We start from the raw sequence: 26,627 nt of genomic DNA, 5'->3' as shown, positions 1-26,627 counted from the left end.
GGGATGACACAGAAAATCTTCGGCATCGCCGGCTGGAAGAATTCCGGCAAGACCGGACTTGCGGTCCGCCTCGTCGAGGAATTCACGCGGCGTGGTTACCGCATTTCCACCGTCAAGCACGCCCACCACGATTTCGATATCGACAAGGTCGGCGCAGACAGCTACCGCCACCGCCAGGCCGGCGCCCACGAGGTGACGATCGTCTCCGGCACCCGCTACGCCATTATGCACGAGCTGCGCGGGGAGCCGGAACCGAGCTTCGAGGAAATATTGGCGCGGCTGGCGCCTTGCGATCTCGTGCTGATCGAGGGCTACAAGCGCGAGCCGATCCCGAAGATCGAGGCACGGCGTCTGGAGGCGGCCAGGCGCGATCCGCTGGCGCCGGAGGATCCGCATATCGTGGCGATTGCGGCGGATCATGCGGTGGAGGATGCCGCCGGGCTCGCGGTGTTCGATCTCGATGATACCGTGGGGTTGGCGGATTTCATCGTGCGGACGGTTGGGCTTGATGCTCCGGCGCAGGCTGATTGAAATCTAACTGAATGCGATTATAATAGCAATTACCTGCCATTATGGAGATAAGTGCTATTATGATGGCATTTAGCATGACATCTCCTGCCGATGTCATCAGAGACCTGTCGCAAAGAGCGAAGCGTCGACGTATCGACGCCGGCATCACCCAGAGGGAACTTGCCGCAAGGGCGGGTGTGTCCTACGGATCCCTGAGACTGTTCGAGGAGACGGGAAAGATCTCGCTGGAGGCGCTGGCGAAAATTGCCTTTGTCCTGGAAGCGGAAGCGGAGTTCGAGCAGTTGTTTCCGCCGCGCCCGCCGAAAACGATCGAAGACGTCATTGACCGCCCTGCGCGGCAGAGGGTGCGCCGGAAATGAAGTTCCAGCCGGTGCAGAAAATGAGCGTTATCCTCGATATCGAGGGAAGCTCCAGAAATCTGGGAACCCTTGCATGGAGCGGCAGCGAGCGCAGAGCCTATTTTGAATACGCGGCCGACTTTCTCGCAGCACCTTTGCCGGTATCCCCCTTCAATCTGAAGACAAATCCGGGCCTGAACGCCGCGCCGCGCGATCCGTTCGATGGCCTCCACGGTTTGTTCAACGACAGCCTGCCGGACGGATGGGGCAAGCTGCTGCTCGATCGCCGGCTTCAGAGGGCTGGCATCGACTATCGCCTCCTCACCCCGCTGGATCGCCTCTCGGCAATCGGGAAGACGGGAATGGGTGCACTGGCCTATATTCCCGAACTGCCTGACGATAACAGGAAACTCACCGATAACATCGATCTGGATTGGTTTGTCGAGCAGATCGAGCTCGTCCAGGCCGAGATGGATATTGCCGACATCGACACGCTGCAAGGCGCACAGGGCGGCTCCGCGGGCGCGCGTCCAAAAATCATGATCGGCTTCAACGAGGCCAAGAATAGCTTCATCCTGGACTACGGGCAGGACATGAAGTCCGGCTTCGACCGATGGATGGTGAAGGCACGCGGTGCCGGCGACCCGGCCGACATTGGCGCCGAAGAGAAGGCGTATGCTTTAATGGCCGGTTCGGCAGGGCTGGAGATGGCCGAGACGCGAATATTCGACACGAAGAAGGGCAGCCGTCTCTTCGCCACGAAGCGCTTCGACCGGACGCCCGCCGGCCGACTGCACATGCATACTGCGAGCGGCGTCCTGAATGCCAGTCATCGCGAGGCGTCCCTGAATTACGGGCAGCTCCACAGGTTGACGCTGATGATGACGCGCGACAGTTCCGAAGTTCTCAGGATGTTTCGACGCATGGTCTTCAACGTCTATGCCCGCAATCGGGACGATCACGCGAAGAACCACGCATTCCTCATGGGCGGAAACGGTCGATGGACCCTCTCCCCGGCTTATGACCTCACTTTCTCTTCCGGCCCGGGAGGGGAGCACAGCGCCGATATTGCGGGAGAAGGAAGAGAGCCGGCTATGCAGCACCTGCTGACCGTCTCCAGAGAAGCCTCGATTCCCGATCTGGAGGCGAAGAATGTGATCGAACAGGTTCGAATGTCGATCAGCCATTGGCCACAATTTGCCGAGCAGGCGGGTCTACCCAGATCCCGGACAATCGCGCTCGATCGCATCCTGAACAATAGGAAACCTGCTTAGCCGAAGGGATAATTCGGCAGAAGGCTCGTCACAGAATATAAAGGGCGAGGCCTCGCGACCCCGCCCTCCTCAATCATACCGGCAAAAAACTACCTCTGCGCCACCGGCCGCACCAGCGGTGTCACACGCCTGATAGTCACACGCCGGTTTTCCTGATTCGGTCCCAAGGTATTCACCTTCAGATACCGCTCGCCATAGCCCTGCGTCGCAAGGTTCTCCGGCGGAATGCCGTAGACATCCGTCAGCACATTGGCGACCGACTCCGCGCGCTGGTCGGACAGGATCAGGTTGCTCTGGTCCGAACCCACCGCATCGGTATGGCCTTCGATCAGGAAGGTCTCGCTCTTGTTCTTGTCGAGCACTTCGTTGATCGCATCGGCAACCTTGCGCAGCGTGCGGGCCTGGCTCATCGGGATTTCCGCGCTGCCCGTTGCGAAGGTTACCGTGTCGAGGTCGATGCGGCGTACCTTGTCGCGGATACGGGCGGAATATTTCACCTCGTTCAGCGAATAGACGCGCTCGACGGGTTCGACCGGCGGCTCGCTCAGGAACTCGTAATAGTCTCGGTCCGGATCGGTGCTGGTGTCGATGATATAGTCGTCCAGCGGCACGCGCAGGCGCATCGGCGGCAGGTCGGCGCCCGGATCCTCGAAGTAGTCGCGATCCGGATCCTCATAGAGTTCCGGTGAATAATAGAGCACGTCCTCCCGGCCGCGGGCATCGACACGCGAGCGCTGGATGATGTCGCCATAGCGGTTGCGGATCGTCACGATGCGATAGCCTTCGGGCCGCATGATCGTTTCGCGGTAGCGGTCGCCGGAAAGCTCCTCATAGCTCGGCCGTTCGCCGTCACGCAGGAAGCGGCGGTCGTCGTCGCTGCGAACGACGGTGCGGTCGCCGAACTGGATGATGATGCGGCTGTCATCCGTGCGCTCGCCGTAGTTTGCACCCTCCGGCCGGTCGAACTGCGGGCGGCGGTCCATGCGGCGGCCTTGTTCCCGGGTGATGGCTTCCATCTGCACCGGCGCACTCTGTCGCGTAGCGCTGAGCGACTGGGCCTCGGCATCCGAGGTCGGCAGCTTGAAATCCTGGCTGTCGGCGCGCTGGCGGTCGCGATCGCGACGACCCTGGCGGCCCTGGCTGCGATCGGCATCCTTGTCGCTATCGAGAACGGCGGCACCGTTCTCGACCGGCAGGACGATGGTTTCGGTGCTCTTGGCCGGATCCTGGGCGATTTCCTTGCGGCGCTCCAGCTCCTGCGGCGTGACCTTTTCAGGTGCGGGGATCGCCTGTTCGGTCTGTTGCGGTGCCCCGGCCGCCGGCTGTTCGCCGGGCTGCGGCGCGATGGCGGCAGGCTGTTCAGGCTGCTGGCCGGGTACGGGCTGGGCGGTCTGGCTATTGGCTGGCTGCTCGCCCGCGGCAGGTTTTTCGGCGGTCGCCGGCGTTTCCGTTGCTGCGGGTTTTTCGGCTGTCGCAGGCTTCTCCACCGGCGCGGGCTGTTCAGCCGCTGCGGGTTTCTTGATCGGCGCAGGTGCCTCGCCTGATGGTGCCGCCTGCTCGGCCGCAGCAGGCTTCTTGTCACCCTGCTGCGGCTCTGCAGGCCGTTCCGTAGTCTGCTCTGCCGGCTGTTCGGCGGCTTTGGGTTTCGGGCGCTGGCGCGGCTTTTCGGCAGGCTGCTGAGCCTCGCCGGCCGCCGGGGCCTGTTCGGCTGGCTGCTGGACATCCGGTGCGGCCTGCTCGCTGCTCGGCTTGTTGCGGTCGCGCTGGCGCTTGGGCTGCTCGGCCGGCTGTTCCGGCTGTGCCTGTCGCTGGCGGCGTGGACGCTGCGGTTCCTCGGCGGCTGGCGCCTGCTGTTCGGGAGCTGCCTGTTCAGGCTGGGCCTCGCGCTGGCGGCGCGGACGGGCGGGTTCTTCAGCGGCCGGTGCCTGGGCTTCCGGCGCGGCCTGAGGTTCGGGTTCGCGCTGACGCTTCGGCTTCTGTTCCGGCTCCGGAGCGCGCTCGGCCGGTGCTTCGCTCTGCCTGGGCTTTTCGGCCGGTTCCTGCTGTCGTTGCTGCTCCTCTTCCAGCTTCTTCTTCTTTTTGAGAAGCTCCTCTTCCGAAGGCGCATCCTGCGCCATCTCGTAGCTTCCTTCGACAACGGGGTGAACTGCGCCTTGCGCCCCACCGCTCACTGCGGCGTAAGCGCCCACCGGCGGCACCGCAAAGGCAAGGGAAAGCAGCGGAAAGGCTGCGCTGGCAAACAGTCTGGATTTCATGCCCATCAGGGATTTCCTCGTCCTTGTTTTGATTTCGACCGGGGCTGACTGCCCGGCAATCACGGCTTTTTGTGCACCGGGCAAAGCCCAACTTGCTAAAATGCCGATTTGTTCCGAAGGCTAGGAAGAGCGCGATTAACCTTCCCTGAACATCACAGTCGGGTGGCATTCATATCGGCTCTCAGCCCGGCCATCGGTTGCACCGCACAATTGCGGCGGGATTCCTGTTGCAATTTTGTGAAAAAAGGTTTGATTATCGCCGCAAGACGGTGGTGGCACCGTCGGAGTGTGCGGCCGCCGGCGAACAACAAAAAGACCCGGCGCCACCAACAGAGAGGATCCTCATGCGCATTTCCACCAAGCTCCTTGCTGCAGCATCGCTCGCAGCAATGTCTCTCTTCGCCGGCGCGGCTCTCGCCGACGGTGAAAAATACGTGATCGGCACGGACTCGACCTACCCGCCATTCGAATTCGTCGACGCCAGTGGCACCATTCAGGGCTTCGACATCGATATCGCCAAGGCACTCTGCGCCGAAATGAAGGCCGAATGCTCCTTCGTCTCGACCGATTGGGACGGCATCATCCCGGCTCTCAACGCCAAGAAGTTCGATATGATCGTCTCGTCCATGTCGATCACCCCCGAGCGCCTCAAGCTCGTCGACTTCTCCAACAAGTATTACAACACCCCGCCGGCAATCGCCGTGCCGAAGGATTCGACGATCACTGACGTCGCCGGCCTCAAGGGCAAGGTGATCGGCGCGCAGACCTCCACGACGCACGCCAACTATGCCGAGAAGCACCTCGCCGACACCGAGCTGAAGCTCTACCCGACGGCTGACGAATACAAGCTCGACGTTGCCGCCGGCCGTGTCGATGCCGTCATCGACGATGTCGTCGTTCTCTCCGAATGGGTCAAGTCCGACGCCGGCACCTGCTGCAAGATCCTGACGACCCTGCCGGTCGACAAGGAAATCAACGGCGAAGGCGCTGGTATCGCCATCCGCAAGGGCGATCCGCTGAAGGAAAAGCTCAACACTGCGATCGCTGCAATCCGCGCCAGCGGCGAGTACAAGAAGATCCAGGAAAAGTACTTCGATTTCGACGTTTACGGCGAATGATAAATTCGCTATCTGCCCGATGAAGGAAATGGCGGAAGGCTTGCTCTTCCGCCATTTTTGTTTGACAAAGGTGGCAAGATCAAAACGGCAAAAGCCGTGAGGGGACTTCTGGCATGGGCGGATTGTTTTCCGCGCTCGGCTCCTTCTGGAGCTTGCTTGTGCATATTTTCGATCCGCTGTGCGGACCCGTCGGCATCTTCACCTGGCTGGCGCCATCGACGATCCTTGCCTGTGGCGATACCGGCTGGGGCGATGAGATCGCGCTCGGCCTGCAGGTCACCGTTTCCGTGGCTGTCGTCACCCTGCCGATCGGCCTGATCATCGGCTTCCTCGTGGCGCTCGGCCAGCAATCGGAAGAAAAGTCGCTTCGGCTTGCGGCCGGCGTCTACACGACGATCTTCCGCGGTCTGCCCGAACTTCTGACGCTCTTCATCATCTATTACGGCATGCAGATCCTCATCCAGTATCTGCTGGATCTCGCCGGCTATGAGGGGCCGCCGGTCGAAATCAACGCCTTCTTCGCCGGCGTGATCGCGCTGTCGGTCGTCTTTTCCGCCTATTGCTCGGAAGTGCTGCTGTCGGCCTTCCGCGCCATTCCCAAGGGTCAATACGAGGCAGGAGATGCGCTCGGCCTGCATCGCGGCCGCACGCTGCGCCTCATCGTTCTGCCCCAGCTCGTGCGCATTGCCCTACCGGGCCTCACGAACCTCTGGATGGTGCTGCTGAAGGACACGTCCTACGTCTCGATCATCAGCCTTGCCGATATTCTCCGCCAGACGAGTGTCGCCGTGCGCGTGACCAAGGAACCCTTCTTCTTCTATGGCATTGCCTGCTGTCTCTATCTGGTACTCGCCATCCTCTCCTCCTTCCTGCTCGTCTATATCGACCGCTGGGCCAAGCGCTCGGAGGTCCGCCGATGAGCTACGCTGAAACATTGATTCCGCCGCAGCCGGCACCTCGCGCGGTGGCAAAGCCGATGACGGCCACCCGTCTCGGCGGCTATATCCTTGTCGCGTTCTGGGCGCTGCTCGCGGCGCTGCTGATCTTCACCGTCATCAATGGCTGGGATCCGGAGAAGTTCACCCGCTACGGGCCGCGTTATCTGCACGGCCTTTGGGTGACGCTGAGCATCGTCGCCCTCTCCGTCTTCTTCGGCGCCGTTCTGTCGCTGCCGCTCGCCATGGCCCGCCTGTCGAACAACCGGGTACTGAACTGGCTGGCCTATTGCTACATCTATTTCTTCCGCGGCACGCCGCTGCTCGCCCAGCTCTTCCTCGTCTATTACGGCCTCGGCGCGTTCCGGCCGCAGCTGGAAACGATCGGTGTCTGGTGGTTCTTCCGCGATGCCTGGTTTTGCGGCGTCTTCGCCATGACCATCAATACCGCAGCCTATCAGGCGGAAATCCTGCGTGGCGCAATCGAGAGCGTGCCGCATGGCCAGCGAGAGGCGGCCGCCGCCCTCGGCATCCACAAGGCCATCGCCTTCCGCAAGATCATCCTGCCGCAGGCCCTCATTGTGGCACTGCGCCCCTATGGCAACGAGATCATCCTGCTGATCAAGGGTTCGGCGGTCGTCGCCATCATCACCGTGCTCGACCTGATGGGCGAGACGCGCTACGCCTTCTCACGCACGTTCGATTACCAGACCTATCTGTGGGCGGCGATCTTCTATCTCGCCATCGTGGAGGCACTGCGCCACCTCTGGAACTGGATCGAGCGTCGCCTGACGCGCCACCTGAAGCGCTGAGAGATTTGGCAGCACTCGCCTGACATTGCTGCCAAGTCTTTGAAATCAAAAACAAATAGCTCTTTCGCCCTGTATCTGTCAAGCTTCGGTTAACCACCGCATGATTTCATTTCATGTGGCGCTAATAGGCGCTGAGTGGGAACAAGAAGAAGCGAGACAAAATGCACAAGGACATGGAAAAACAGCTTGAGGGCTATGGGCTGACGACGGCCCAGATCCTTTATCGCATGCCGGATCACCCGGCCTTTCTCCAGACCTATATCTGGCAGGACTATGACCTCGCCCCGGACTTTCCGGAGATGCGCGGTTTCCTGAAGTTCTGGCAGGAGAAGCTGGACGGGCCGCTGCATTCGGTGCGCTATATCCACCGCAGGCTCATTTCGGCAACGGAGTGGCGCTCCCTTAAGGGCGAATTCATATTGCATTGAAATTGCAGTTGCGATGGTAAGCTGCGGGCTCTAAAACGCCCGCATGAACAAAAAGAAGATCGACGAAGAGGCTCTCGCGGAAGCCTATAACCGCGCTCTTGCGCTTGAAAAGGCGGGTGATATCGATGCTGCCGTGGACGCCTATCAGGAAGTCCTGGCAATCGATCCCGACGATCACGGCGGCGCGGCCGTCCGTATCGCCTCCATGGGCCGCGGCGAAACACCGGTTCGCGCACCCGACGCCTATGTCGAAACCCTCTTCGACCAGCATGCCGAAGTCTTCGAGGACGTGCTGGTGGAACAGCTCGGCTATCACGTGCCGATGCTCGTGCGCCAGCGCCTGCAGGATTTGAAACTCGGCCCTTTCAAGCGCATGCTCGATCTCGGCTGCGGCACGGGCCTCACCGGCACTGCGCTGAACGATCTCTGCGAGGAGATGATCGGCATCGATATCTCCGAAAACATGGTCATCATCGCCGACGAAAAGGAAGTCTATGAGACGCTCTTCGTCGCCGAGGTCGAGGATTTCCTCGACGACAATGACGAGGACCCCTTCGACCTCATCACCGCCACCGACGTGCTGCCCTATCTCGGCGCGCTCGAACCGCTCTTCTTCGGCGCTGCCGAGAATATGAACAGCGGCGGCATCTTCATCTTCTCCTCGGAAACCCTGCCCGAAAGGCTGGCGGACGGCCGCCCCTATATGGTTGGCCCGCACCAGCGCTTCATCCACACCGAGACCTATATCCGCGAGCGATTGGCCGCCACAGGCTTCGAGCTCCTCGAGATCATGGAGATCAACGTGCGCATGCAGGAGGGACAGCCGAGCCCCGGCCATCTGGTGACGGCGCGCTATACGGGCTGAACGCGCCATCTGGCATTTTGCGGGCGCCTTGCTAATTTCCTGACCTGATCTCTTCAGGAAAGGTCAACGCATGGCGCTCGTTCTCTACCAGCATCCGCTTGCCTCCTTCTGCCACAAGGTGCTGATCGCGCTTTACGAAAACGCGACGCCCTTCGAAAACCGCTTCGTCGATCTCGCCGACGAACAGTCAAGCGCCGATCTCCTGCGCTTCTGGCCCGTCGGCAAGATCCCGATCCTGCGCGACGAGACGCGCGACAGCACGGTTCCCGAAACCAGCGTCATCATCGAATATCTGGACCGGCATTATCCCGGCCCTGTGTCCCTCGTGCCGGAGGAAACCAATGCCGGCCTGCAGGTGCGCCTCTGGGATCGTTTCTTCGATCTCTATGTGCAGGTGCCGATGCAGAAGATCGTCATAGACCGGCTGCGCCCGGAAGGCTCCGCCGATCCGCATGGTGTCAACGAAGCGCGCGGAATGCTGTCGCTTGCCTATGACATGGTGGAAAAGCAGATCGACGGCAAAGCCTGGATCACCGGCGACGCCTTCACCATGGCCGATTGCGCCGCCGCTCCCGCCCTCTTCTATGCGCGCACGCTCGTGCCCCTCACAGAGAAACGACCGGAGCTGGAAGCCTATTACCGCCGTCTGCTGGAACGCCCCTCCTTCGCCCGCGTACTGAAAGAGGCGCTGCCCTATTTCAAATTCTATCCCTATAAGGAAGATCTGCCGGATGAGTTTCGGCCCCAGGAATAGCGGGCGCCCGCCTTGCTAGTGAGCAGTCGAGTAGCCGGGCTGCCTGGACGGATGCGCCTGCGCAAACTCGCGCATGTCGAAGCAGCGCTTCCCAAGCGCGGCCACGGCCGGAAAGGCCGAGAGGTCAATCTTGTTGAACTCGGCCAGGACGATCTGGCCGGCGATGCAGATATCGGCAATGCCGGGGGTCTCGCCCAGCGCAAAGGGTGTGGGCGGGCGCCGGGTGAGCAGGCGCTCGTAGGTCGCAAGTCCCTCCGTCGTCCAATGCCGGCACCATGCCTCTATCGCGGATGCATCGGCGCCGAAGGCCTGGCCGAGATGTTTGCGCACACGCGGCACGATCAGCGGATGGGCATCGGCGACGGCAACCAGCGCCAGCGACCGGGCATAGGCTTTCTCTCTTGCTTCAACGGGCATCAGCCTTGGCTCGGGATGGATGTCGTCCAGATATTCCATGATCGCCAGCGATTGGAAGACCCGGTGATCGTCTTGAACCAGCGTTGGCACGACACGCTCGGCATTTACTTCCGCATAGGCAGCATCGAACTGATGCCCGGAGAGAATGTCGATCTCGATTTCCTCGAAAGGCAATTTTTTCAAGGCAAGCGCGACGCGGACGCGAAACGCCGCGTTGGAGCGCCAGAAGCCGTAGAGTTGAATGCTCATGGGAGTGATCCGCTTTCCATTGAATGCCAAGTCTCGCGATGACGCGAACCTGCCCTGTCTAGCAGATGATCTGCCATCGCGTCTCGCTTCGCGCCATTGCAGCGACGCAATGTCACCTTGCAGGCTTTCCAGTGCGCGACGAAATCTCCTGCGCGCTAAGCCTTCAGAAAGGACAGCCGCTCATCGACGCGGCCCGGCGAAATCTCCAGGATGTCGGCGCTGACGACACCTTCAGCAACGAACGGATCCTCCTTCACCCGTATTTCCAGATCCTCACGCGCAATACCGTGAACGAGAATGGCGCCGCCGGCATTGGGCTGAAGACTGCCGACCAGCTGGAAGACGCCATCATCGAAACCGCGCTTGATCCAGGCATTGTGCCCTTCCATGTGCTGCGGTGCCTTGCTCTTGTCGGCAAATTTCAGTGTGACGATAAACATTCGATATCCCTCAGTTCACTTGGTGATGAAAAGATCAGGCGGCGCGTGTGCCACCGGCAATTTCCGCGTCCAGCCAGGCGCTCATGTCTTCCACCTCACGGCGGATAAAACCCTCATCGCGGAAGGCTGTGGCAAGCGAAGCGACACCCTGGCTCCGCATCAGCACATGCATGGAAAGCGCATCGGCATCTGCGCCCCTGCCGAGCGCTGCAAACTGGCGCCTCAGCCAATCGCGAAACAGTGTAAAAAGCTCGGCGGCATCGGCCTTGGCCACGTGATCGAGCTTCGCAAGCTCATTGCAAAGCGTGCCCACGGGGCAGCCATAGGCCATGATCTTGGTGCGGTTCACGATGAGGATATTGAAGAAGCTGCGGATACGGTCGACAGGCGCATCGTCTTCGGCTTCCCACGCGTCAAGCATGGCCCGCGTATTCGCCATCCTGAGCGCGATCACCGCATCAAGAATCTCGTCCTTGGTTTTGAAATGATAGTAGAAATTACCTCGCGACAGGCCGACGGCCCCGGCAATATGGGCAAATGACGTCGCCTCGAATCCGCGCTCGTAAAAGAGCTGATCAGCAGCCTGCACGATCTGCCTGCGTGTACCCTCGGCGGTCATCAACAGTCTCATTTCTAGGGCAATTGTCCTAAAACATTTCTAGGACAATCGACCTACGGAAATCAAGTGATTTGTTGAGGAGGAACAGACGGCGGCTCAATGCCCACCATCGCTGCCGAGGATGGCCGACAGCAACCTGCCTTCCAGTTCCGCCAGCGCCGGATTGCCGTGGCGGCGTGGGTGCGGATAGGGAATGGCGAGATCGAGCGCGATGCGTCCCTCCTCCAGCACGATCACCCGGTCGGCGAGATGCACGGCCTCGCTGACATCATGGGTGACAAGAACAGTGGTGCAGCCGAGTTCGCGCCAGACGCGGTTCAGCAATTGCTGCATGCTGATGCGCGTCAGAGCATCCAGCGCACCGAGCGGCTCGTCAAGCGCCAGAATGCCGGGCTTGCTGACGAGCGCGCGGGCAAGCGCCACGCGCTGGCGCTGGCCGCCGGAAAGACGCGCCGGCCATTCGCCGGCCTTTTCGGCAAGCTGCACTTCATAGAGAACGGCTTTCGCTTCCTCGCGCGCCCGCTTCTTCTCGACACCTTCGCCGAGACCGACGACGACGTTGTCGGCGACGCTGAGCCAAGGCAGCAGCCGCGGCTCCTGGAAGACGATGCGGGCATTCGGCTGTATCTCGGCGCCGTCGGCGCCTTCGAAATGCAGTTCGCCTGATGTCGGCTCGTCGAGGCCCATCAGGATGCGCAGCAGCGTGCTCTTGCCGCAGCCGCTCTTACCGATGACGGCAACGAACTCGCCGGCCGGAATATGCAGGTTGATGCCGCGCAGCACCCGGTTGGCACCAAAGCTCTTTTCGAGGCCGGAAAGGGTAATTGCGGCGGCACCTGCGCCCGCAACAACAGCGGGCTCACTGAATTCCACCGCTTCGGAAGGATGGAAACGCTCATGCGCAATGACGGTCATGATTTGTCTCTCTATTTTCGCGCAATTCCGAACGCAGAACCGCTGCACACTTTTGCGGGAATTGCTCTATTTCGCGTAAGCCGGGTTCCACTTGAGCGTCCGACGCTCCAGCGCGCGGGCGACGACATCGGCGAGCTTGCCGAGCACGGCATAGATGACGAGCGCCAGCACCACGACATCGGTCATCATGAATTCGCGGGCATTGTTGGCCATATGGCCGATGCCCGAGGAAGCGGCGATCGATTCCGAAACGATCAGCGTCAGCCACATGATGCCGAGCGCATAACGCAACCCGACGAAGATCGAGGGCAGCGCGCCGGGGAAGATCACCTTGCGGAACAAGGTCCAGCCGCTCATGCCATAGACCTTGCCCATCTCGATCAGGTCGCGGTCGACATTGCGCACGCCATGATAGGTGTTGAGATAGACGGGGAAGAGCACGCCGAGCGAAGTGAGAAACAGCTTCGATTCCTCGCCGATCCCGAACCAGAGGATGACGAGCGGGATCATCGCCAGATGCGGAATGGTGCGCAGCATCTGCAGCGTCGTATCCGTCAACTGTTCCGAAAGCTTCGACACGCCATTGGCGATGCCGAGCAGGAAGCCTATGGAGCCGCCGACGACAAGGCCGGCGAAAGCGCGCCCGGCACTGACAAGCACATCTTCAGGCAATTGCCCCGAGATCGTCGTGGTCCAGAAGGCGCTCGCGACATCGGCCGGCGACGGCATGATGCGCGAGGAAATCCAGCCGACGGAACAGCCGAGCTGCCAGAGTGCCAAGATTGCAACCGGCACCAGATAAGGCAGCAGCCTGTCGCGGCCGGGCAGCGGCAGGCGAAAGCCCGCCCTCGTCCCACCTGATCTGGCCCCACCTGCCCTGCCCTTGCCGGCTTCAGCGCCAGCCCGCGCAAACGGCGTATCGAAAGTCGACATGGATGATATCCTCGCGCTTCGGTTCAAAAATCCGGCTCGATCAGGAGCCGGAAACGACCTTCAGGTTGCCCCCATGGCTGCCGCCGGCGAAGACCTTCTTGCGGCCGAACTCGTTGTTGAAGCTGAGCCGTTGTTCGCTCCTCTCGATGCCGAGTTCCGGGAAGAGCAGTTCGGCGACGCGATAGGCTTCCTCGAGGTGCGGATAACCGGAGCCGATGACCGTATCGATGCCGACTTCCTGATATTCCCTCAGGCGTGCGGCCACCGTTTTCGGCGAGCCGACCAGTGCAGTGCCGGCACCGGCGCGCACCAGGCCGATGCCGGCCCAGAGGTTCGGAGAGACTTCAAGCTTGTCGCGGCGGCCGCCATGAAGGGCCGCCATGCGCTTTTGGCCGACGGAGTCGGACTCCTTGACGAAACGTTCCTGCGCTTCGGCGATCGTCTCGTCATCGAGGTGACGGATTAGGCGATCAGCGGCTTCCCAAGCCTCCTCGTCCGTCTCGCGCACGATGAAATGCAGGCGAATGCCGAAGGAGACGTCGCGACCTTTGCCGGCTGCTGCGGCGCGCACCTTCTGCACCTTCTCGGCAACCTGTGCCGGCGGCTCGCCCCAGGTCAGGTACTTGTCGACGCGGCCGACGGCGAAATCGATGCCGGCATCCGAGGAGCCGCCGAAATAGAGCGGCGGGCGCGGCGACTGCACCGAGGGGAAGCCGAGCCGGGCTTCGGTCGCCTTGATATACTTGCCATCGTAGCTCGCGACACCCTTTTCCAGCAGCTCTTCGAAGACGTGGAAGAACTCGTCGGCATGGGCGTAACGCTCGTCATGCTGCAGATGGATGCCGTCGCCGGCAAGCTCGGCCGGGCTGCCGCCGACGACGATGTTGAGCAGCAGACGGCCGTTGGAGATGCGGTCGAGCGTGGTGGCGAGGCGCGCATAATAGGCGGGCGACGCCGTGCCCGGACGGATCGCCACGAGGAACTGCAGCCTCTCGGTCTTGGCGGCCAGCGCCGATGCCATCACGAAGGATTCCTCGCAGGCGACACCGGTCGGCAGCAGGACGCCGGAATAGCCGAGACGGTCGACTGCCTGGGCGATCTGCGTCAGATAGCCGATTTCAGGGGCGCGGTTGAGGTCGGTGGAGCCGAGATAGGTGCCGTCACCGGATGTCGGGATGAACCAGAGGAAATTGATCGGGTCGGATGAAGCGGTCATGAGCGCGTTCCTTGTTATGGATATCTGAAATCAGCAGCATTTGATGTCAGCCGATATCGTGACATAGACAACAAATTATATCGACAATATCAATTTTCTATTCTGACTTGGTCTGGGGAATAATTTTGCCCCGTTCCGCGGCATGGGTACGCTCCCATACCGCGGCCGGCAGGGACCCCCGCCCCAAGCTGTAGGAGAGTCAGCTCGCCTTCGGGCGCCAGACGATATCGCCGGTCGTGAGCTTCTTCGGCACGATACCGAGATTGTAGAACTCGTCGGCAAGCGCCTGCTGATAGGCCGCCGCCGCTTCGGTCACGGTCGTCACGCTGCCGAGATCGGCGCCGCGGCGCTGCAGCACCACCCTGGTGATCTCGGCAGGCACGCCTGTGATCTCCGAGAGCTCCTTGACCGTCGCATCGAGATTGTCCTGCGCCGAGCGGCCGACTTTGGCGAGCTCATCGAGCACGTTGACGATGACGGTGCCGTTCTGGTCGGTGAAATCCTTGTTGGCGAGGAAGAAGCTGTAGGAATCGACGATGCCTTCCGCCGTCGTCAGGATGCGTGTATCCGGATCCGCCTCGGCGATGGCGAGATAGGGATCCCAGATCGACCAGGCATCGATGCTGCCGTTCTTGAAGGCAGCCGCGGCATCCGGCGGTGCAAGATCGACCTGCTGCACATCCTCGGGTTTCAGCCCCGCCTTACGCAAGACCTTGACCGTTACGTTATGGGCGCTGGAGCCTCGCTTGAAGGCGACTTTCTTGCCCCTCAGATCCTCCAGCGTCTTGATCGGCGAATCCTTGCGCACGAGAATGGCGGAGCCCGCCGGACTGCCCCGGTAGATGCCGACATAATAGAGCGCTCCACCCGCCGCCTGTGCAAAGAGCGGGGGCACGTCGCCCGTCGCCCCGAAATCGAGCGCACCGGCGCCGAGCGCTTCGAGCAGCGGTGGGCCTGACGTGAATTCCGACCAGCTCACCGTAATCCCCTGATCGGCAAGCCGCTTTTCCAAGGCGCCGCGACGCTTGGCGAGCGCCAGCACGCCATTCTTCTGCCAGCCGATGCGGAACTCCGTTGCCGCGGCATGCGCCGGCCGAACAGACGGCAGAATGGCGGTGGCGCCTGCCGCCGCAAAAAGCCCCAACGTTTGTCGACGTGTGATCATCTCTATCCCCTTTTCTGGCGAATTCGCGCTCCTGCTGCGCTGGCCCGCCTGTTTCGATGGAGTGATGATGATTTAGTCTATAAATTAGATCGACAACTAAAATTGTCATATTCGCGATATCCGAAACTTTCCCGACCCGTTTTGTCAGGCTCGGAGAAATTTTGTTCCAAGACAGGTCGCTTCTCCTTGGTCGGTGGCTTTCCGTCATCAGCCGTTTCCGCTAATCCTCGGAGCCTGTTTGCAAGCGGTCATGGAGAACAGCATATGGCGAAAGTCGCTTTCATCGGTCTCGGCGTCATGGGTTTCCCGATGGCAGGCCATCTGAAGACAAAGGGCGGCCACGACGTCACCGTCTATAACCGCACGGCCGAAAAAGCCGCCGCCTGGGCCGAAAAATTCTCCGGCAAGTCCGCCCCCACTCCGGCTGAAGCCGCTGCCAGCTGCGATTTCGTCTTCGTCTGCGTCGGTAATGACGACGATCTACGTTCGGTAACGACGGGCGAAAACGGCGTGCTGAAGACGATGAAGCCCGGTTCCGTGCTGATCGACAACACCACGGCAAGCGCCGAAGTCGCCCGCGAACTCCATGAGGCTGCCAAGGCAAAGGGTGTCGATTTCGTCGACGCTCCCGTCTCCGGCGGCCAGGCGGGCGCTGAAAACGGCGTGCTGACCGTCATGTGCGGCGGCGATGAAGCCGCGTTCGAAAAGGCAAGACCCGTCATCGACGCCTATGCCCGCATGGTCGGCCTCATGGGGCCGGCAGGGTCCGGCCAGCTCACCAAGATGATGAACCAGATCTGCATTGCCGGCATCGTCCAGGGTCTCGCCGAAGCCGTGCATTTCGGCAAGCGCGCCGGCCTCGACATCGAAAAGGTGGTCGACGTCATCTCCAAGGGCGCGGCTGGCTCCTGGCAGATGGAAAACCGCCACAAGACCATGAACCAGGGCAAATATGATTTCGGCTTCGCCGTCGACTGGATGCGCAAGGATCTCGGCATCGTGCTGGCGGAAGCCCGCAGCAACGGCGCCAGGCTGCCGCTGACGGCCCTCGTCGACCAGTTCTACGGCGATGTCCAGGCGCTTGGCGGCAACAGGTGGGATACGTCCTCGTTGCTGGCCCGCCTCGAAAAATGACCGGCTCCAAAAGATGATTGGTTCTTCTTCGAGCGCAGCGGAACTGATCGCGCATCTGCAGACGCTGCGCTCCGAGAACAATATCGCCGGCATGGCGCGTTTCGGCATCGTCACTGACACCGCCATCGGCATTTCCAATCCCGATCTGCAGAAGATCGCCCGGTTGGCAAAGAAGGATCACATCAGGGCAAAAGAGCTCTGGGTAAGCGGCATCCGCGAAGCGCGCATGCTGGCACTCTATACGTTTGAGCCGAAGAGGCTGACGGCCACCGAAGCCAGCGCCCTCGCCGCCGACTTCAATTCCTGGGAAATCGTCGATTGCGCCGCCGACCTCTTCGTCGAGGCGAAGCTTTACTCACTCATCCCGGACTTTGCCGCCGACGAGCGGGAATTCGTCAGGCGAACCGCCTTCGCCATGATCGCCGGTACCGCCGTGCACCGAAAGACGGACTCAGACGAAAGCCTGCTTGCCTACCTGCCGCTGATCGAAGCCCAGGCGACAGACCCGCGCAACTTCGTCCGCAAGGCGGTCAACTGGGCGCTCCGCAATATCGGCAAGCGCAACCGTGCCTGCCACGCTCCGGCGCTGGCCCTTGCCGAACGCCTTGCCGCAAGTACTGACAAGACTGCCCGCTGGATCGGCAAGGATGCTGTCAGGGAATTGACGGGCGAAAAGTTGCTCGCCCGCCTCTAAAGCACGTCGCGATCTCCAAGATTCGCTCGCCGTGCTTTGGGTCCTTGTTTTTACGCGTGTCGTTATGGCAAAACCGCGCACACTTTTGCGCGCTGCGCTTTAAACCTACTGCGCTGCAATCGCCGCATTTGTCGTGACGATCTGATGCAGCTTGGATTTCTCGACCAGAAAATCGATCAGCGCCCGCACCGCCGGCGGCATGCCCTTGGTCGTGGTGAAGACGAGATAGAACTGGCTCTCCACCGTCTGCCACTCCGGCAGCACGCGAACCAGCCGGCCGGACTGGATATCCGCCGCGCAGGCATGTTCGAGAATGAGCCCGTAGCCCACACCGGCGCGTGCGGCATCGAGGATCGCCGTCATGCTGCGGCAGGTGAGCCGCGGCTGGTGGCGCACCACCTTCTTCTCGCCGCCTGGACCGACCAGTTCCCAGGTATGGAAGGACATCCAGGTGGTCATGGCGAGTGTCGGCGCATTGCCGAGATCGTCAACGCAGCCGAGTTCGCCCATGCGCTCGACAAGCGAGGGACTGGCGACAAGAATGCGCCGCGCCCGGTCGAGCTTGCGCATCGTCAGGCTCGTCTGCGTTTCCGGCTCGTTGGCCGCCCGCACTTCGACATCGATACGCTCGTTGATAAGGTCGGTACGCCGGTCGGAGCCGATGATCTGCAGCTTGATCTTGGGGTAACGCTCCAGAAACTCGGGCAGGACGGCGCCGAGCGAAATATCGACGAGACCAAGCGGGCAACCCATGCGCACGATCCCCTGCGGATCGGACTGGGCTTCCGTCACGATCGATTTGGCGCGATCGGCTTCCCTCAGAATCGTCTGGCACTGCTCGTAGAAGGCCTGGCCGATCTCCGTCACCCGGAAGTGACGCGTGGATCGTTCGATCAGCCTTGTGCCAAGGCTATCCTCCAGCCGGCCGACGCGCCTGCTGAGTTTGGAACGGGGTATCTTCAGGGTTCTACTTGCGGCGGCAAACCCACCACTAGAGACGACGGCTGCAAAATAGAAGTAATCATTAAGATCGTCCATAATCGAAACCTACCCGAGAGTAGTAATGAATGCCAAGCTCTCCAAAGGCTTATATCGTGTCATCTGTCACGTTACAGTCACATTATCGGCACTGATTCCGGGAAAATGAAACCGATCCAGAGGTGCGCTTTTCAGGATGATGACTGCGCAACGACAGCGTGGGTATCGCGCAATAAAATTGGCGCAATTAGTCGGAGGGAACGAATACGCTGATAGCTTTTAAATGTGCTCGATATCAGGGAAAATTCCGGAGGAAAACCTGCTGACAGAATAAAACCGGCGAGCGTGGCGGCGCTCCTGGCTTCTCAGCGGTTTTCAACTGCAAAGGACTGGCCCAGCAGGGAAAACCGGACCAGTCCCTCGTTGCTGATCGGAGGTCATTCTGATCAGAAACTCATGGGTTGGGAGACCCCCGGCATGAAGCCGGGGGATCCGTCGCTCAGATTAGAACGCACGCTGCAGACGGAAGTAACCGGTGGTTACGTCGTCGCCATCTTCCGGATCCAGGTACTGGACCGAAGCCTTGGCGTAGAAGTTTTCGACGATCTGGTAATCAACCGTCAGACCAGCCTTCCAGGCATCGCCGAGACCGTCGAAGTTCTCCGGAACATTCGAGCTGCCGCCGAAGTAGTTGCCGTAGTACTGAACGCCGGGGGTGATCTTCAGCTTGTCCGTTGCCTTGATGGCGTATTCGCCAGCAACTGCCCATTCAGCCGCCGAGTAGTAGGAGTTCGGGCCGCTGGAGTAGACAACAGCGAGGCCGAGCGTGCCCGGGCCGAGTTCAGCCGTACCCATAGCGCGGATTGCGCCGTCTTCGTTGTCGAAGTCCCAGCCGCCGGTGACCTGGTAGCTGAAGACGCCAGCCGTGCCGCCGATGCCGAAGGCAACGCCGACGTTGTTCGGACCATCGTCCGCAGTGAAGACGGTGGTGCCATCGGCGGCGGTAGCAAAGGTGCCCTGGTAGACGCCGTCTTCCAGTTCGTCGACGCTGAGGCCAGCGTAGAAGGAACCGGTTTCGTACTGATAACGGATCGAGTTATGCAGCGTTACGTTGGAGCCGATGTCGTCCGTTTCGCCGGAGAGACCATCGTCCCACCAGGAGTAGAAGAGACCAGCGCGGAAGCCCGCGACGTCAAGGTAAGCGGAGTCAAGGATCGTCGACTGCGACGACGCGTTGTCCGCATTGGCCTGGAGAACGATCACGCCGGTGAGCGGGCCGTATTCGGTGTCGCTCTTGGCCGTGAACTGAACCTGACCGCGGGTTACAGCATCCCAGCTGGAGTCGTTGGTGGTTTTGTCGCCGCCGGCGTTCGGGCCGACGTTAACCTGGAAACGGATGTAGCCTTCGATCTTCAGGCAGGTTTCCGTGCCCGGGATGTAGAAGTAGCCGGTGCCGTAAGCGTCGCAGACGCGAACGTACTCAACCGGCTCCGGCTCGGCAGCAACGATTGCGTCTGCTGCGAGTACCGGGGTCGATGCAGCAAATGCTGCTGCCGACGCAAGCAATACCATCTTGATGTTCATTGTAGAATTCCACTCCTTTGTCGATCGGGACTTTCACTCTGTCTCCGAAGATCCAAAGCCGACCCGTTTGAACAGCCTCACGGCGTGCGGATCGATCGAACCGCCGAACGTTCATCCCACAGACATCTGACTGTAGCAATTCGTGAACCGTACCAACCCACAGCCGGAGCATGCTTTCTGCGCCAAGCGTGGTTTTTATACAACAATTTCAAGGAGCTGGATAGTTAACGCACGAATGCCGCCGCGATAACCGGTGGTTCTCGCAAGCGGCCGAACTGATCCTCCCAAAGCACCGCAAAAATGGAGCAAAGCTCGAACAATTTCGCGAAGCAACCGAGCTATAGCGCCGGCTAAGGACCATATAAAGATCGGAGATTAGGACATGGTGTCCTGAAATCGAACCTAATGGTGCAGATAGCGACCATCAATCGATTTGGGACCTACTTTGTGTTGTATAAACAACCACAGGCACGCGTTTTTGCGTTGCTTAAACGTTTCGCCAAGGGCGCAAAAAAATCGTGTACCGCGAGATATTGCGCTGCACCGACATTATAAAAAGTGTCCCAGATACCCCCCGGACCACCCTCCTGAACCACCATCTGCGCCTCCCAACGTCAGGGCCAGTTCATGACACGCGTGGAATTCGCATAGTTCCATGACAGGAAGATTACAATTTGGAAAGGTTTCGCGCCGCCGTCAAGTTGCTTGTGCTTCATGAGCACTCTTGGAACTCACGGATGAATTCCTGAGTCCCCCTGCGCAGATTGTCTACCGTGAGATTCCGCTCTCTCGCCGGAGCGACGCGATTCGCTCGCGCCTGCCCGAAATCACGTGCGCTGTATCAAGGCGCCTGCCCTGTTCAGTCCTCGTTGGACTTGGCGTTTTCGAGAAGCATGTAGTCGAGCGGCAGCTGCGTCGAATACTTGATCTGCTCCATCGCGAAGGCAGACGAGACATCGCGAATCTCGATCTTGGCAATCATCCGCTTGTAGAAGGCGTCATAGGCGGCGATATCGGGCACGACGACGCGCAGCAGATAATCCACGTCGCCGCTCATGCGGTAGAATTCGACCACTTCGGGGAATTCCGCCACGACCTCGGAGAAGCGGCGCAGCCACTCGATCGAATGGGTCGCGGTGCGGATCGACACGAAGACCGTCACCTTGGTGTTGACCTTTTCCGGATCGAGGATCGCCACGCGGCGCTTGATGACGCCGTCTTCCTCCATCTTCTGGATACGCCGCCAACATGGCGTCGTCGAAAGCCCGACCTTCTTGGCAAGGTCGGCAACGGCGAGCGTCGAATCTTCCTGGAGCAGGCGCAGTATCTTCCGGTCGAGGCGGTCCATGCGAAACGAAGTCCCTTTCGAATTTATTTTCTCTGTATAGCGCGATTCCGGCTGACGAAAAGAATTTTGTTTCAGAAGACAAGCATTTTGATTCGCCGGCGCAGTTCCGGCAACAGCTCTTCTTCGAACCAAGGATGCCGCTTCAGCCAGCCCGTATTGCGCCAGCTCGGATGTGGCAGCGGAAGAATGGCAGGCTTGCCCGGTACGGTGAGAGTGCTGCGCCAGGCCTGCACCGTCTCGGTCATTTTTTCGCGCCTCGCTGCGCCCATGTGCCAAGCCTGGGCATAACCACCGACGGCAAGCACCAGCTCGATCTGCGGCATGGCCGAAAGCACGCGCTCCCGCCAGATTGGCGCGCATTCACGCCGCGGCGGCAGGTCGCTGCCCTTGGCATCATAACCCGGGAAACAGAAGCCCATCGGCACGATCGCGAATCGATCCTGGTCGTAAAAAGTCGGCCGGTCCACCTGCAACCATTGCCGCAGCCGGTCGCCGGAAGCATCGTCGAATGGCAGCCCGCTTTCATGCACGCGCAACCCCGGCGCCTGACCCGCGATCAGCACAAGGGCGCGCGACGAGAGGACGGCAACCGGCCGCGGCTCGTGCGGCAACCGGTCCTCGATCCCGCGCAGCGGCGCATCGCGACAGATCCGGCAGGCAGCAATCTCGGCCCGCAGCCCGTCCAGCCGCTCCTCGTTCGATGCAGCGTTCACTACCATCCCGTCCATTCGCCGATCAGCCGTTGCAAACCCGAGCTTTCATGCCGGGCCTGATCCCTGACATCGCGCGGCATTTCGAAACGGCCGGCCCAGAGCCCGAGCTTTTGCGCCCTCGCCTGCCCTTCCTCCTGCCGGTAGCTGCCATAGGAAACCGCCATCCCGGAGGCCACCATGCGCGCATTGATATTGCCGGCATTGTTCTGGCACGTGACCAGCAGCCGGTCGTAGCGATCGCGCTCGTTTCCGCCGCATTGCGTACTGTTGTCGGAAACCAGCTGCTGCAGCGTGTGTTGGGCCTGCCTGCCGCACGCCCAGTCCTGCCCGGCCCGCTCGCAAGTCTGCGACAGTTCCGGGGCATCGATGCCATCGAGCCGCATGCGCTCGCCATCGAGAACGAGGCTGTCGCCATCGGCGGCGTGAAAAGCGCCCCGGTGCCGGATGTCGGGCCTGTCATTAAGCTTGGCCGCAATTAATGCAACGAGAGCAAGAAAAGCCAGCGCGGTTGCACCGTCTCGGGTCAACACAAGAAGCCGTGCCACGCTTTTGCCTCCTTGCAAAACAAACCCTTGGCAAAGATGGCAAACATCTTCTTAAGACTTTCCGGTTAAGCTCTTATTCATCTGCGGGACAAATTTCAACGTGCACATGAGTACCGGCGTCAGCACATCGACCGACAAGATCATTGTCGACAAATCGCGCGGCCACCGCAACAAGGCGGTTTCCAAGGCCGTGCGGCAGACGCGCGAACGCCTGCAGTCCGGCCATGCCTCCAGCTCCGCTTTCGACCGTGACGTGCTGCAGATGTATATTACTGCAGTGCTGCAGGGCGCGGCGATCATGCCGCTCTTCATCATCATCGTCGCAGCACTCGGCACCTATTTCACCGAGGATGCGAGCCTGTTCTTCTGGGCGTTGCTGACGCTGACCTGTCACGCCGTCAATATTCTTCTGGCCCGCCGCGCCCGGAAGCGGGAAATTACCGCAGAGACTGTGCGCCGCTGGCGCAACCTGTTGCTGGGCGGCCAGTTCCTGATCGGCTGCTGCTGGGCGATCTTTGCCCTGCAGAGCTGTTCGGCCTGCGAACCTTCGAGCTTCACGCTCTACAAGGGCGCTAGCCTGTTGATCGCACTGTCGGTCACGACCATGTCGAATTTCATGCTGACGCCCGCCGTACTCGTCGGCTTCGCGCCTGCCGTCGTGGCGCTTGCCGCAAAAAGCGGCCTGTCAGGCGATATCCTGGAACTCTGCCTGGCCGCGGTTTTCACCACGACGGTGGTCTTCTTCAATTACATCAGCGACCGGCTCTTCCAGTTCAGCCTGAGGATCCTCTCCTTCCAGTCGGAAAAGGATGATCTGATCGCTGAGCTGGAAGTGGCGAAATCCATGTCCGACGAGGCCCGCCGCCGCGCCGAGGAAGCAAACCTCGCCAAGTCGCGCTTCCTCGCCTCCATGTCGCATGAGCTGCGCACGCCGCTGAATGCCATCCTCGGCTTCTCCGAAGTCATGTCGGCGGAGGTCATGGGGCCGCTCGCAAATCCGACCTATAAGGAATATGCCGGCGATATCCATCGCTCCGGCCAGCATCTGCTCGATCTCATCAACGAAATCCTCGATCTCTCGCGCATCGAAGCCGGCAAGTACGAGTTGAGTGAAGAGGCGATCTCGCTGCTCGATATCACCGAAGACTGCATCGGCATGGTGCAACTTCGGGCACGCGCCAAGAACATCACCATCCACGATCAGGTCGAGCGCCAGCTACCGGCAATCTGGGCGGATGAGAAATCCATGCGCCAGGTCGTGCTCAATCTTCTTTCCAACGCCGTTAAATTCACGCCCCAGGGTGGAGAAATCAACGTCAAGGTCGGCTGGACGGCCGGCGGCGGCCAGTACATCTCGATCAGGGACAACGGCCCCGGCATTCCCGAAGACGAAATCCCGGTCGTGCTGTCGGCTTTCGGTCAGGGCTCGATCGCCATCAAGAGCGCCGAACAGGGCACCGGCCTCGGCCTGCCGATCGTCCAGGCGATCCTTGCCAAGCATGACGGCCAGTTCATCCTGAAATCCAAGCTGCGCGAAGGCACCGAAGTCATCGCCATCCTGCCGGCCAAACGCGTATTGCAGAGCATCCCGGCCGTGGAAGAAGCCCAGCCGGTCGCCAAGAAGCGCAAGAGCTTCGCCTGATGCTCTTCCTTCTCTGGAGCATTTCCGTTTTTCTTCGAAAGACGATGCGGCGGCGCTCACAGAGCGCCAGACATTAGCACGGCATGCGGTGACCATGAATTGAGATACAGGTTCATTGTCGACAAGCCATCGTAGTCACGACATCCTCTTCGTCTATCACGTGAGAAAACTCTCGATCACACCTGCCCGCGCCATTTTATGTATTCACACTCCCTGTCATCCATAAGTGTGACTACTAATACTATCGGCGTAATTGTAATCCTCAGTCGCGTCTATAGTCTGGCAAGACTCACGCACGACATGAATTGGCTGGATTTGTTTTTTGAAAACCTATCCAGAGCGGCGACATCGTGCGCTTCAGCATTTGCAAGGAACGGCGAATAGCGCGCTTTCGATTCTGGCGCGCGCGAAGGCTTTGGTTTGTGCGGTCACTGTGACTACCACTTGAGCGCCAAATCTATTTCAAGTCGAGGAAAGGCACGGTCGCCAGTACGTCCCTGGGCCACGAATGTTTGTTGTCATTGAGTAAAGGGTAGCGCTATGGTTAAGCGAGTAGTTTTGGGCTTGATGGCTCTGCTTGCCTTGTACGTCCTTGGCGGCATGAGTGCGAGGCACGACATCTTTCCATGGCCGCAACTCTCGGCGGTGAAGCAACAGGTCGTTGGAACCGAACCCCCATCACCAAGTCGCTACGGGTTCGACGACAATCATCGCCTCATCGCTGATGAGACAAAGACTGCCGTACCATGTCCGATACAGACCGATCGCACTGCAGTTTTGCTGGTTCTCGGACAATCCAACGCTGCAAATGACGGCGGCCAACGGCATAGATCGGCTTACGGTGACAGAGTTATCAACGCCTTTGACAGCCGCTGCTTTATTGCAGCATCACCGTTACTTGGAGCGACCGATACAAAAGGTGAATACTGGACATCGCTTGGCAACTCTTTGATTGCGTCTGGTCGATACGACAAAGTCGTCATCGCACCGCTGGCCTATTCTGGATCCGAGGTCGCGCGATGGGCAAAAGGGGGTGACCTCAATGGCGAGCTGGTCGATACCTTAAAACGACTAAAACGAGTGGGATATCGCCCCACTGATGTCATCTGGGTGCAGGGGGAAGCCGATTTGGTCATGGGTACAAGCGCGCCGGATTATGAGGATAGATTTCTTTCAATGGTCGATACCCTGCGCGGACAGGACGTCAATGCGCCCGTTTACATCACCATCGCCTCGAAATGCCTGGAGCCGAGCAACGGCGGGTTTAAGGTCCACATACCGGAAAACCCAATTGTCCATGCGCAACGGGCTCTGTCCAAGAGCGGCAATGGTCTTCGCCAGGGTGTCAATACCGACGCCCTCCTCACCGAAGATGACCGTTATGACGACTGCCATATCGGCGGCTCAGGAGCAGACAAAGCGTCCCAGGCATGGCTGAGCATTTTGCTTGACGACCGCCACCTGGAGGCATCTCGGTAGATATCTCCGGCGCGATATCTGCCTTGTTGAAGGCCATGCCTTGGACAATCGAAAGTGCGGTGCTCGAAGCAGCATCTTTCGCGATCTAATGCTTTTAGAAGAATAAGTGCCTGCAGATGACGAAGCCGAGGTAAAGGCAGCAGGCGGCGATCATGCAGGTCACGGCGAAGGAGCCGAGATCCTTTGCATGTTTGCCGACGATGGAAATCTCCGGTGAAATCCGGTCGATCACTTCCTCGACGGCCGTATTCATCGCCTCGATGGAAAAAAGCCCGAGGAAGAGCAGGGTCGTGACGACGAATTCCGTGGCATCGGCGCCGACGAGGAGAAGCATGATCATCGCCGCGACAAAGAAGCCGAGCTCCTGCCGGAAGGCCGCTTCCCGGAATACCCGCAGGAATCCGGCCCAGGAATAGCCGGCCGCAGCCATGAAATGGCGAAAGCCCGTCTCCTTGGTCACGGCAGGTTTCGTCCCAGGTTGCGTCAACGGCGCCTCGATTCTTCCGCGCCGATCCTTGCGCCGGCGCTTTCATTCATGAGCGCATACGCAGATATCGTGTCCCCGGTCCAAGCGCAAGCAATGCACCGGCCGGACATAGGTGTCCGCCCGAGAGCGGCAGGTAGCCTCCGCCGCTCTTCCTGTTCAAGCATCGGATAATCCAAACCGGAGCCTATGGCAGCCAGAACGCCCGTATCTCTTCCGGCGTGACCTTGCCGTCATTGTTCGCGTCCACGGCGTCGAATATCCGCTTATGGATGGCCGTCACTTCCTCGAAGGACAGCGAGCCGTCATCATCGGTATCGGCAATCGCGAACATGACCTTCATCATGAACCCGCGCATCATCGGCATCCCGCCGCCCATCATGCCGCGTTGCATCATGTTCCCGCCCATCATTGCGCCAGGCATCATGCCCTGTCCTTCCGACATTCCTCCCTGGCCTTGTCCCATCATGCCCCCCATTCCCGATTGCGGGGCCGCCTGTGATACGTTCAAGGGATGATGGGAATCCGTCTCGTTCGTCTGCGCGAAGGCGGAACCGGGTCCGCCGATCGCGATCAGCGCGGCCAGCAGGACCGCGTTTGGAATGCTCGTCATTCTCATGTCGTTTCTCCTTTGGCTTGGTCAGTACCCACGCCTGCTTCCTGAAGCGGAGCAGGACGGATTCGAATGTCGTGGCAGTGGCAGGCGGACGCGCCGCCAGACACCTAGAGCGCCGTGCGTCCATTCGGACGCACTAAGGACGC

The 26,627-nt window shown here is 60.3% G+C and carries 28 protein-coding genes; 13 read left to right on the top strand and 15 right to left on the bottom strand.

The window, feature by feature from the left end; translation table 11 throughout:
* The first annotated feature begins 3 nt into the window (after positions 1–3).
* The 3 genes from mobB to FHT87_RS19890 all read left to right on the top strand — a co-directional run bounded on the left by mobB (position 4) and on the right by FHT87_RS19890 (position 2,143).
* The gene (gene mobB, locus FHT87_RS19900) at positions 4–531 is read left to right on the top strand and encodes a molybdopterin-guanine dinucleotide biosynthesis protein B (RefSeq protein ID WP_183734812.1); all 528 of its coding nucleotides are present in this window, start codon (positions 4–6) and stop codon (positions 529–531) included.
* A 74-nt stretch (positions 532–605) separates the two neighbouring features.
* Complete coding sequence (locus tag FHT87_RS19895; protein WP_246699647.1) at positions 606–890, top strand: helix-turn-helix transcriptional regulator; 285 nt, start codon at positions 606–608, stop codon at positions 888–890.
* Entirely contained in the window at positions 887–2,143 is a 1,257-nt protein-coding gene (locus tag FHT87_RS19890; protein ID WP_183734810.1) for a type II toxin-antitoxin system HipA family toxin, read from the top strand. Before FHT87_RS19895 ends, FHT87_RS19890 begins: the two co-directional genes overlap by 4 nt.
* Before the next feature lie 89 nt (positions 2,144–2,232).
* Here the strand turns inward: FHT87_RS19890 and FHT87_RS19885 are convergent, their stop codons facing one another.
* Positions 2,233–4,404, bottom strand: coding sequence for an OmpA family protein (locus FHT87_RS19885; RefSeq protein ID WP_183734809.1), 2,172 nt, complete (start codon positions 4,402–4,404; stop codon positions 2,233–2,235).
* A gap of 338 nt (positions 4,405–4,742) precedes the next feature.
* Between FHT87_RS19885 and FHT87_RS19880 the strand changes: the two genes are divergently transcribed.
* From FHT87_RS19880 to FHT87_RS19855, 6 genes are all read left to right on the top strand, one after another.
* A complete protein-coding gene (locus FHT87_RS19880) occupies positions 4,743–5,516 on the top strand; it encodes a transporter substrate-binding domain-containing protein (protein WP_183734808.1) in 774 nt (257 codons plus the stop codon).
* A gap of 113 nt (positions 5,517–5,629) precedes the next feature.
* On the top strand, positions 5,630–6,436 hold the full coding sequence (locus tag FHT87_RS19875) for an ABC transporter permease (RefSeq protein ID WP_183734807.1): 807 nt from the start codon (positions 5,630–5,632) through the stop codon (positions 6,434–6,436).
* Positions 6,433–7,263, top strand: a complete 831-nt coding sequence (locus tag FHT87_RS19870) for an ABC transporter permease (protein ID WP_183804484.1) — start codon at positions 6,433–6,435, stop codon at positions 7,261–7,263. The genes FHT87_RS19875 and FHT87_RS19870 overlap by 4 nt, the downstream gene beginning before the upstream one ends.
* Before the next feature lie 161 nt (positions 7,264–7,424).
* A complete protein-coding gene (locus tag FHT87_RS19865; protein ID WP_183734805.1) occupies positions 7,425–7,691 on the top strand; it encodes an usg protein in 267 nt (88 codons plus the stop codon).
* 43 nt (positions 7,692–7,734) lie between these two features.
* Positions 7,735–8,556, top strand: a complete 822-nt coding sequence (locus FHT87_RS19860; RefSeq protein ID WP_183734804.1) for a class I SAM-dependent methyltransferase — start codon at positions 7,735–7,737, stop codon at positions 8,554–8,556.
* Between the two features lie 70 nt (positions 8,557–8,626).
* Positions 8,627–9,310 carry a glutathione S-transferase family protein gene (locus tag FHT87_RS19855; protein WP_183804481.1) on the top strand — a complete coding sequence of 228 codons (684 nt, stop codon included), beginning with the start codon at positions 8,627–8,629 and terminating at the stop codon, positions 9,308–9,310.
* 15 nt (positions 9,311–9,325) lie between these two features.
* Here FHT87_RS19855 and maiA read toward each other — a convergent pair whose 3' ends face one another.
* The 7 genes from maiA to FHT87_RS19820 form a co-directional block, all read right to left on the bottom strand.
* Complete coding sequence (gene maiA, locus FHT87_RS19850) at positions 9,326–9,976, bottom strand: maleylacetoacetate isomerase (protein WP_183804478.1); 651 nt, start codon at positions 9,974–9,976, stop codon at positions 9,326–9,328.
* 155 nt (positions 9,977–10,131) lie between these two features.
* Positions 10,132–10,416: a hypothetical protein gene (locus tag FHT87_RS19845; RefSeq protein ID WP_183804475.1), complete on the bottom strand. Its 285-nt coding sequence runs from the start codon at positions 10,414–10,416 to the stop codon at positions 10,132–10,134.
* 34 nt (positions 10,417–10,450) lie between these two features.
* Positions 10,451–11,035, bottom strand: coding sequence for a TetR/AcrR family transcriptional regulator (locus FHT87_RS19840; RefSeq protein WP_183734800.1), 585 nt, complete (start codon positions 11,033–11,035; stop codon positions 10,451–10,453).
* A 96-nt stretch (positions 11,036–11,131) separates the two neighbouring features.
* On the bottom strand, positions 11,132–11,950 hold the full coding sequence (locus FHT87_RS19835) for an ATP-binding cassette domain-containing protein (protein WP_183804472.1): 819 nt from the start codon (positions 11,948–11,950) through the stop codon (positions 11,132–11,134).
* A 66-nt stretch (positions 11,951–12,016) separates the two neighbouring features.
* Positions 12,017–12,883, bottom strand: coding sequence for an aliphatic sulfonate ABC transporter permease SsuC (gene ssuC / locus FHT87_RS19830; protein ID WP_183734798.1), 867 nt, complete (start codon positions 12,881–12,883; stop codon positions 12,017–12,019).
* Between the two features lie 40 nt (positions 12,884–12,923).
* Positions 12,924–14,099 (bottom strand): FMNH2-dependent alkanesulfonate monooxygenase, encoded by a 1,176-nt coding sequence (gene ssuD / locus FHT87_RS19825; protein WP_183804469.1) that lies wholly within the window; start codon positions 14,097–14,099, stop codon positions 12,924–12,926.
* A 199-nt stretch (positions 14,100–14,298) separates the two neighbouring features.
* Positions 14,299–15,264 (bottom strand): aliphatic sulfonate ABC transporter substrate-binding protein, encoded by a 966-nt coding sequence (locus FHT87_RS19820; protein WP_183804466.1) that lies wholly within the window; start codon positions 15,262–15,264, stop codon positions 14,299–14,301.
* 264 nt (positions 15,265–15,528) lie between these two features.
* Here FHT87_RS19820 and FHT87_RS19815 point away from each other — a divergent pair, with 264 nt between their 5' ends.
* Positions 15,529–16,398 carry an NAD(P)-dependent oxidoreductase gene (locus tag FHT87_RS19815; RefSeq protein ID WP_183804463.1) on the top strand — a complete coding sequence of 290 codons (870 nt, stop codon included), beginning with the start codon at positions 15,529–15,531 and terminating at the stop codon, positions 16,396–16,398.
* 13 nt (positions 16,399–16,411) lie between these two features.
* A complete protein-coding gene (locus tag FHT87_RS19810; protein WP_183804460.1) occupies positions 16,412–17,092 on the top strand; it encodes a DNA alkylation repair protein in 681 nt (226 codons plus the stop codon).
* A gap of 105 nt (positions 17,093–17,197) precedes the next feature.
* Here the strand turns inward: FHT87_RS19810 and FHT87_RS19805 are convergent, their stop codons facing one another.
* The 5 genes from FHT87_RS19805 to FHT87_RS19785 form a co-directional block, all read right to left on the bottom strand.
* Positions 17,198–18,130: a LysR substrate-binding domain-containing protein gene (locus FHT87_RS19805; protein ID WP_183804457.1), complete on the bottom strand. Its 933-nt coding sequence runs from the start codon at positions 18,128–18,130 to the stop codon at positions 17,198–17,200.
* Between the two features lie 444 nt (positions 18,131–18,574).
* Positions 18,575–19,654, bottom strand: coding sequence for a porin (locus tag FHT87_RS19800; RefSeq protein ID WP_183734792.1), 1,080 nt, complete (start codon positions 19,652–19,654; stop codon positions 18,575–18,577).
* 859 nt (positions 19,655–20,513) lie between these two features.
* Positions 20,514–21,002 carry an Lrp/AsnC family transcriptional regulator gene (locus FHT87_RS19795; RefSeq protein WP_007816294.1) on the bottom strand — a complete coding sequence of 163 codons (489 nt, stop codon included), beginning with the start codon at positions 21,000–21,002 and terminating at the stop codon, positions 20,514–20,516.
* A gap of 71 nt (positions 21,003–21,073) precedes the next feature.
* Positions 21,074–21,721 (bottom strand): uracil-DNA glycosylase family protein, encoded by a 648-nt coding sequence (locus FHT87_RS19790; protein ID WP_183804455.1) that lies wholly within the window; start codon positions 21,719–21,721, stop codon positions 21,074–21,076.
* On the bottom strand, positions 21,715–22,260 hold the full coding sequence (locus FHT87_RS19785; RefSeq protein WP_183804453.1) for a thermonuclease family protein: 546 nt from the start codon (positions 22,258–22,260) through the stop codon (positions 21,715–21,717). The genes FHT87_RS19790 and FHT87_RS19785 overlap by 7 nt, the downstream gene beginning before the upstream one ends.
* A 106-nt stretch (positions 22,261–22,366) precedes the next feature.
* Between FHT87_RS19785 and FHT87_RS19780 the strand changes: the two genes are divergently transcribed.
* Together FHT87_RS19780 and FHT87_RS19775 are read left to right on the top strand one after the other, a co-directional pair.
* The gene (locus FHT87_RS19780; protein ID WP_183805052.1) at positions 22,367–23,902 is read left to right on the top strand and encodes a HAMP domain-containing sensor histidine kinase; all 1,536 of its coding nucleotides are present in this window, start codon (positions 22,367–22,369) and stop codon (positions 23,900–23,902) included.
* Between the two features lie 540 nt (positions 23,903–24,442).
* The gene (locus FHT87_RS19775; protein ID WP_183804451.1) at positions 24,443–25,381 is read left to right on the top strand and encodes a sialate O-acetylesterase; all 939 of its coding nucleotides are present in this window, start codon (positions 24,443–24,445) and stop codon (positions 25,379–25,381) included.
* Positions 25,382–25,475: 94 nt separating this feature from the next.
* Here FHT87_RS19775 and FHT87_RS19770 read toward each other — a convergent pair whose 3' ends face one another.
* On the bottom strand, positions 25,476–25,811 hold the full coding sequence (locus tag FHT87_RS19770; RefSeq protein ID WP_183805050.1) for a diacylglycerol kinase: 336 nt from the start codon (positions 25,809–25,811) through the stop codon (positions 25,476–25,478).
* A gap of 241 nt (positions 25,812–26,052) precedes the next feature.
* The gene (locus tag FHT87_RS19765; RefSeq protein ID WP_183734786.1) at positions 26,053–26,484 is read right to left on the bottom strand and encodes an EF-hand domain-containing protein; all 432 of its coding nucleotides are present in this window, start codon (positions 26,482–26,484) and stop codon (positions 26,053–26,055) included.
* Between the last annotated feature and the right edge of the window lie 143 nt (positions 26,485–26,627).

The organism is Rhizobium sp. BK316 (assembly GCF_014193695.1).
GTDB lineage: Bacteria > Pseudomonadota > Alphaproteobacteria > Rhizobiales > Rhizobiaceae > Rhizobium.
The sequence above is the reverse complement of the archived record's forward strand: the minus strand, read 5'-3'. Positions and strand labels throughout refer to the sequence as shown.

Coding starts and splice junctions, on each gene's coding strand:
- FHT87_RS19775 (WP_183804451.1), top strand. CDS start 24,443: ATGGTTAAGCGAGTAGTTTTGGGCTTGATGGCTCTGCTTGCCTTGTAC.
- FHT87_RS19865 (WP_183734805.1), top strand. CDS start 7,425: ATGCACAAGGACATGGAAAAACAGCTTGAGGGCTATGGGCTGACGACG.
- FHT87_RS19895 (WP_246699647.1), top strand. CDS start 606: ATGACATCTCCTGCCGATGTCATCAGAGACCTGTCGCAAAGAGCGAAG.
- FHT87_RS19885 (WP_183734809.1), bottom strand. CDS start 4,404: ATGGGCATGAAATCCAGACTGTTTGCCAGCGCAGCCTTTCCGCTGCTT.
- FHT87_RS19795 (WP_007816294.1), bottom strand. CDS start 21,002: ATGGACCGCCTCGACCGGAAGATACTGCGCCTGCTCCAGGAAGATTCG.
- FHT87_RS19845 (WP_183804475.1), bottom strand. CDS start 10,416: ATGTTTATCGTCACACTGAAATTTGCCGACAAGAGCAAGGCACCGCAG.
- FHT87_RS19890 (WP_183734810.1), top strand. CDS start 887: ATGAAGTTCCAGCCGGTGCAGAAAATGAGCGTTATCCTCGATATCGAG.
- maiA (WP_183804478.1), bottom strand. CDS start 9,976: ATGAGCATTCAACTCTACGGCTTCTGGCGCTCCAACGCGGCGTTTCGC.
- FHT87_RS19810 (WP_183804460.1), top strand. CDS start 16,412: ATGATTGGTTCTTCTTCGAGCGCAGCGGAACTGATCGCGCATCTGCAG.
- FHT87_RS19800 (WP_183734792.1), bottom strand. CDS start 19,654: ATGAACATCAAGATGGTATTGCTTGCGTCGGCAGCAGCATTTGCTGCA.
- FHT87_RS19770 (WP_183805050.1), bottom strand. CDS start 25,811: ATGGCTGCGGCCGGCTATTCCTGGGCCGGATTCCTGCGGGTATTCCGG.
- FHT87_RS19840 (WP_183734800.1), bottom strand. CDS start 11,035: ATGACCGCCGAGGGTACACGCAGGCAGATCGTGCAGGCTGCTGATCAG.
- FHT87_RS19780 (WP_183805052.1), top strand. CDS start 22,367: ATGAGTACCGGCGTCAGCACATCGACCGACAAGATCATTGTCGACAAA.
- ssuC (WP_183734798.1), bottom strand. CDS start 12,883: ATGTCGACTTTCGATACGCCGTTTGCGCGGGCTGGCGCTGAAGCCGGC.
- ssuD (WP_183804469.1), bottom strand. CDS start 14,099: ATGACCGCTTCATCCGACCCGATCAATTTCCTCTGGTTCATCCCGACA.
- FHT87_RS19860 (WP_183734804.1), top strand. CDS start 7,735: ATGAACAAAAAGAAGATCGACGAAGAGGCTCTCGCGGAAGCCTATAAC.
- FHT87_RS19835 (WP_183804472.1), bottom strand. CDS start 11,950: ATGACCGTCATTGCGCATGAGCGTTTCCATCCTTCCGAAGCGGTGGAA.
- FHT87_RS19765 (WP_183734786.1), bottom strand. CDS start 26,484: ATGAGAATGACGAGCATTCCAAACGCGGTCCTGCTGGCCGCGCTGATC.
- FHT87_RS19875 (WP_183734807.1), top strand. CDS start 5,630: ATGGGCGGATTGTTTTCCGCGCTCGGCTCCTTCTGGAGCTTGCTTGTG.
- FHT87_RS19820 (WP_183804466.1), bottom strand. CDS start 15,264: ATGATCACACGTCGACAAACGTTGGGGCTTTTTGCGGCGGCAGGCGCC.
- FHT87_RS19880 (WP_183734808.1), top strand. CDS start 4,743: ATGCGCATTTCCACCAAGCTCCTTGCTGCAGCATCGCTCGCAGCAATG.
- FHT87_RS19805 (WP_183804457.1), bottom strand. CDS start 18,130: ATGGACGATCTTAATGATTACTTCTATTTTGCAGCCGTCGTCTCTAGT.
- FHT87_RS19790 (WP_183804455.1), bottom strand. CDS start 21,721: ATGGTAGTGAACGCTGCATCGAACGAGGAGCGGCTGGACGGGCTGCGG.
- FHT87_RS19855 (WP_183804481.1), top strand. CDS start 8,627: ATGGCGCTCGTTCTCTACCAGCATCCGCTTGCCTCCTTCTGCCACAAG.
- mobB (WP_183734812.1), top strand. CDS start 4: ATGACACAGAAAATCTTCGGCATCGCCGGCTGGAAGAATTCCGGCAAG.
- FHT87_RS19870 (WP_183804484.1), top strand. CDS start 6,433: ATGAGCTACGCTGAAACATTGATTCCGCCGCAGCCGGCACCTCGCGCG.
- FHT87_RS19815 (WP_183804463.1), top strand. CDS start 15,529: ATGGCGAAAGTCGCTTTCATCGGTCTCGGCGTCATGGGTTTCCCGATG.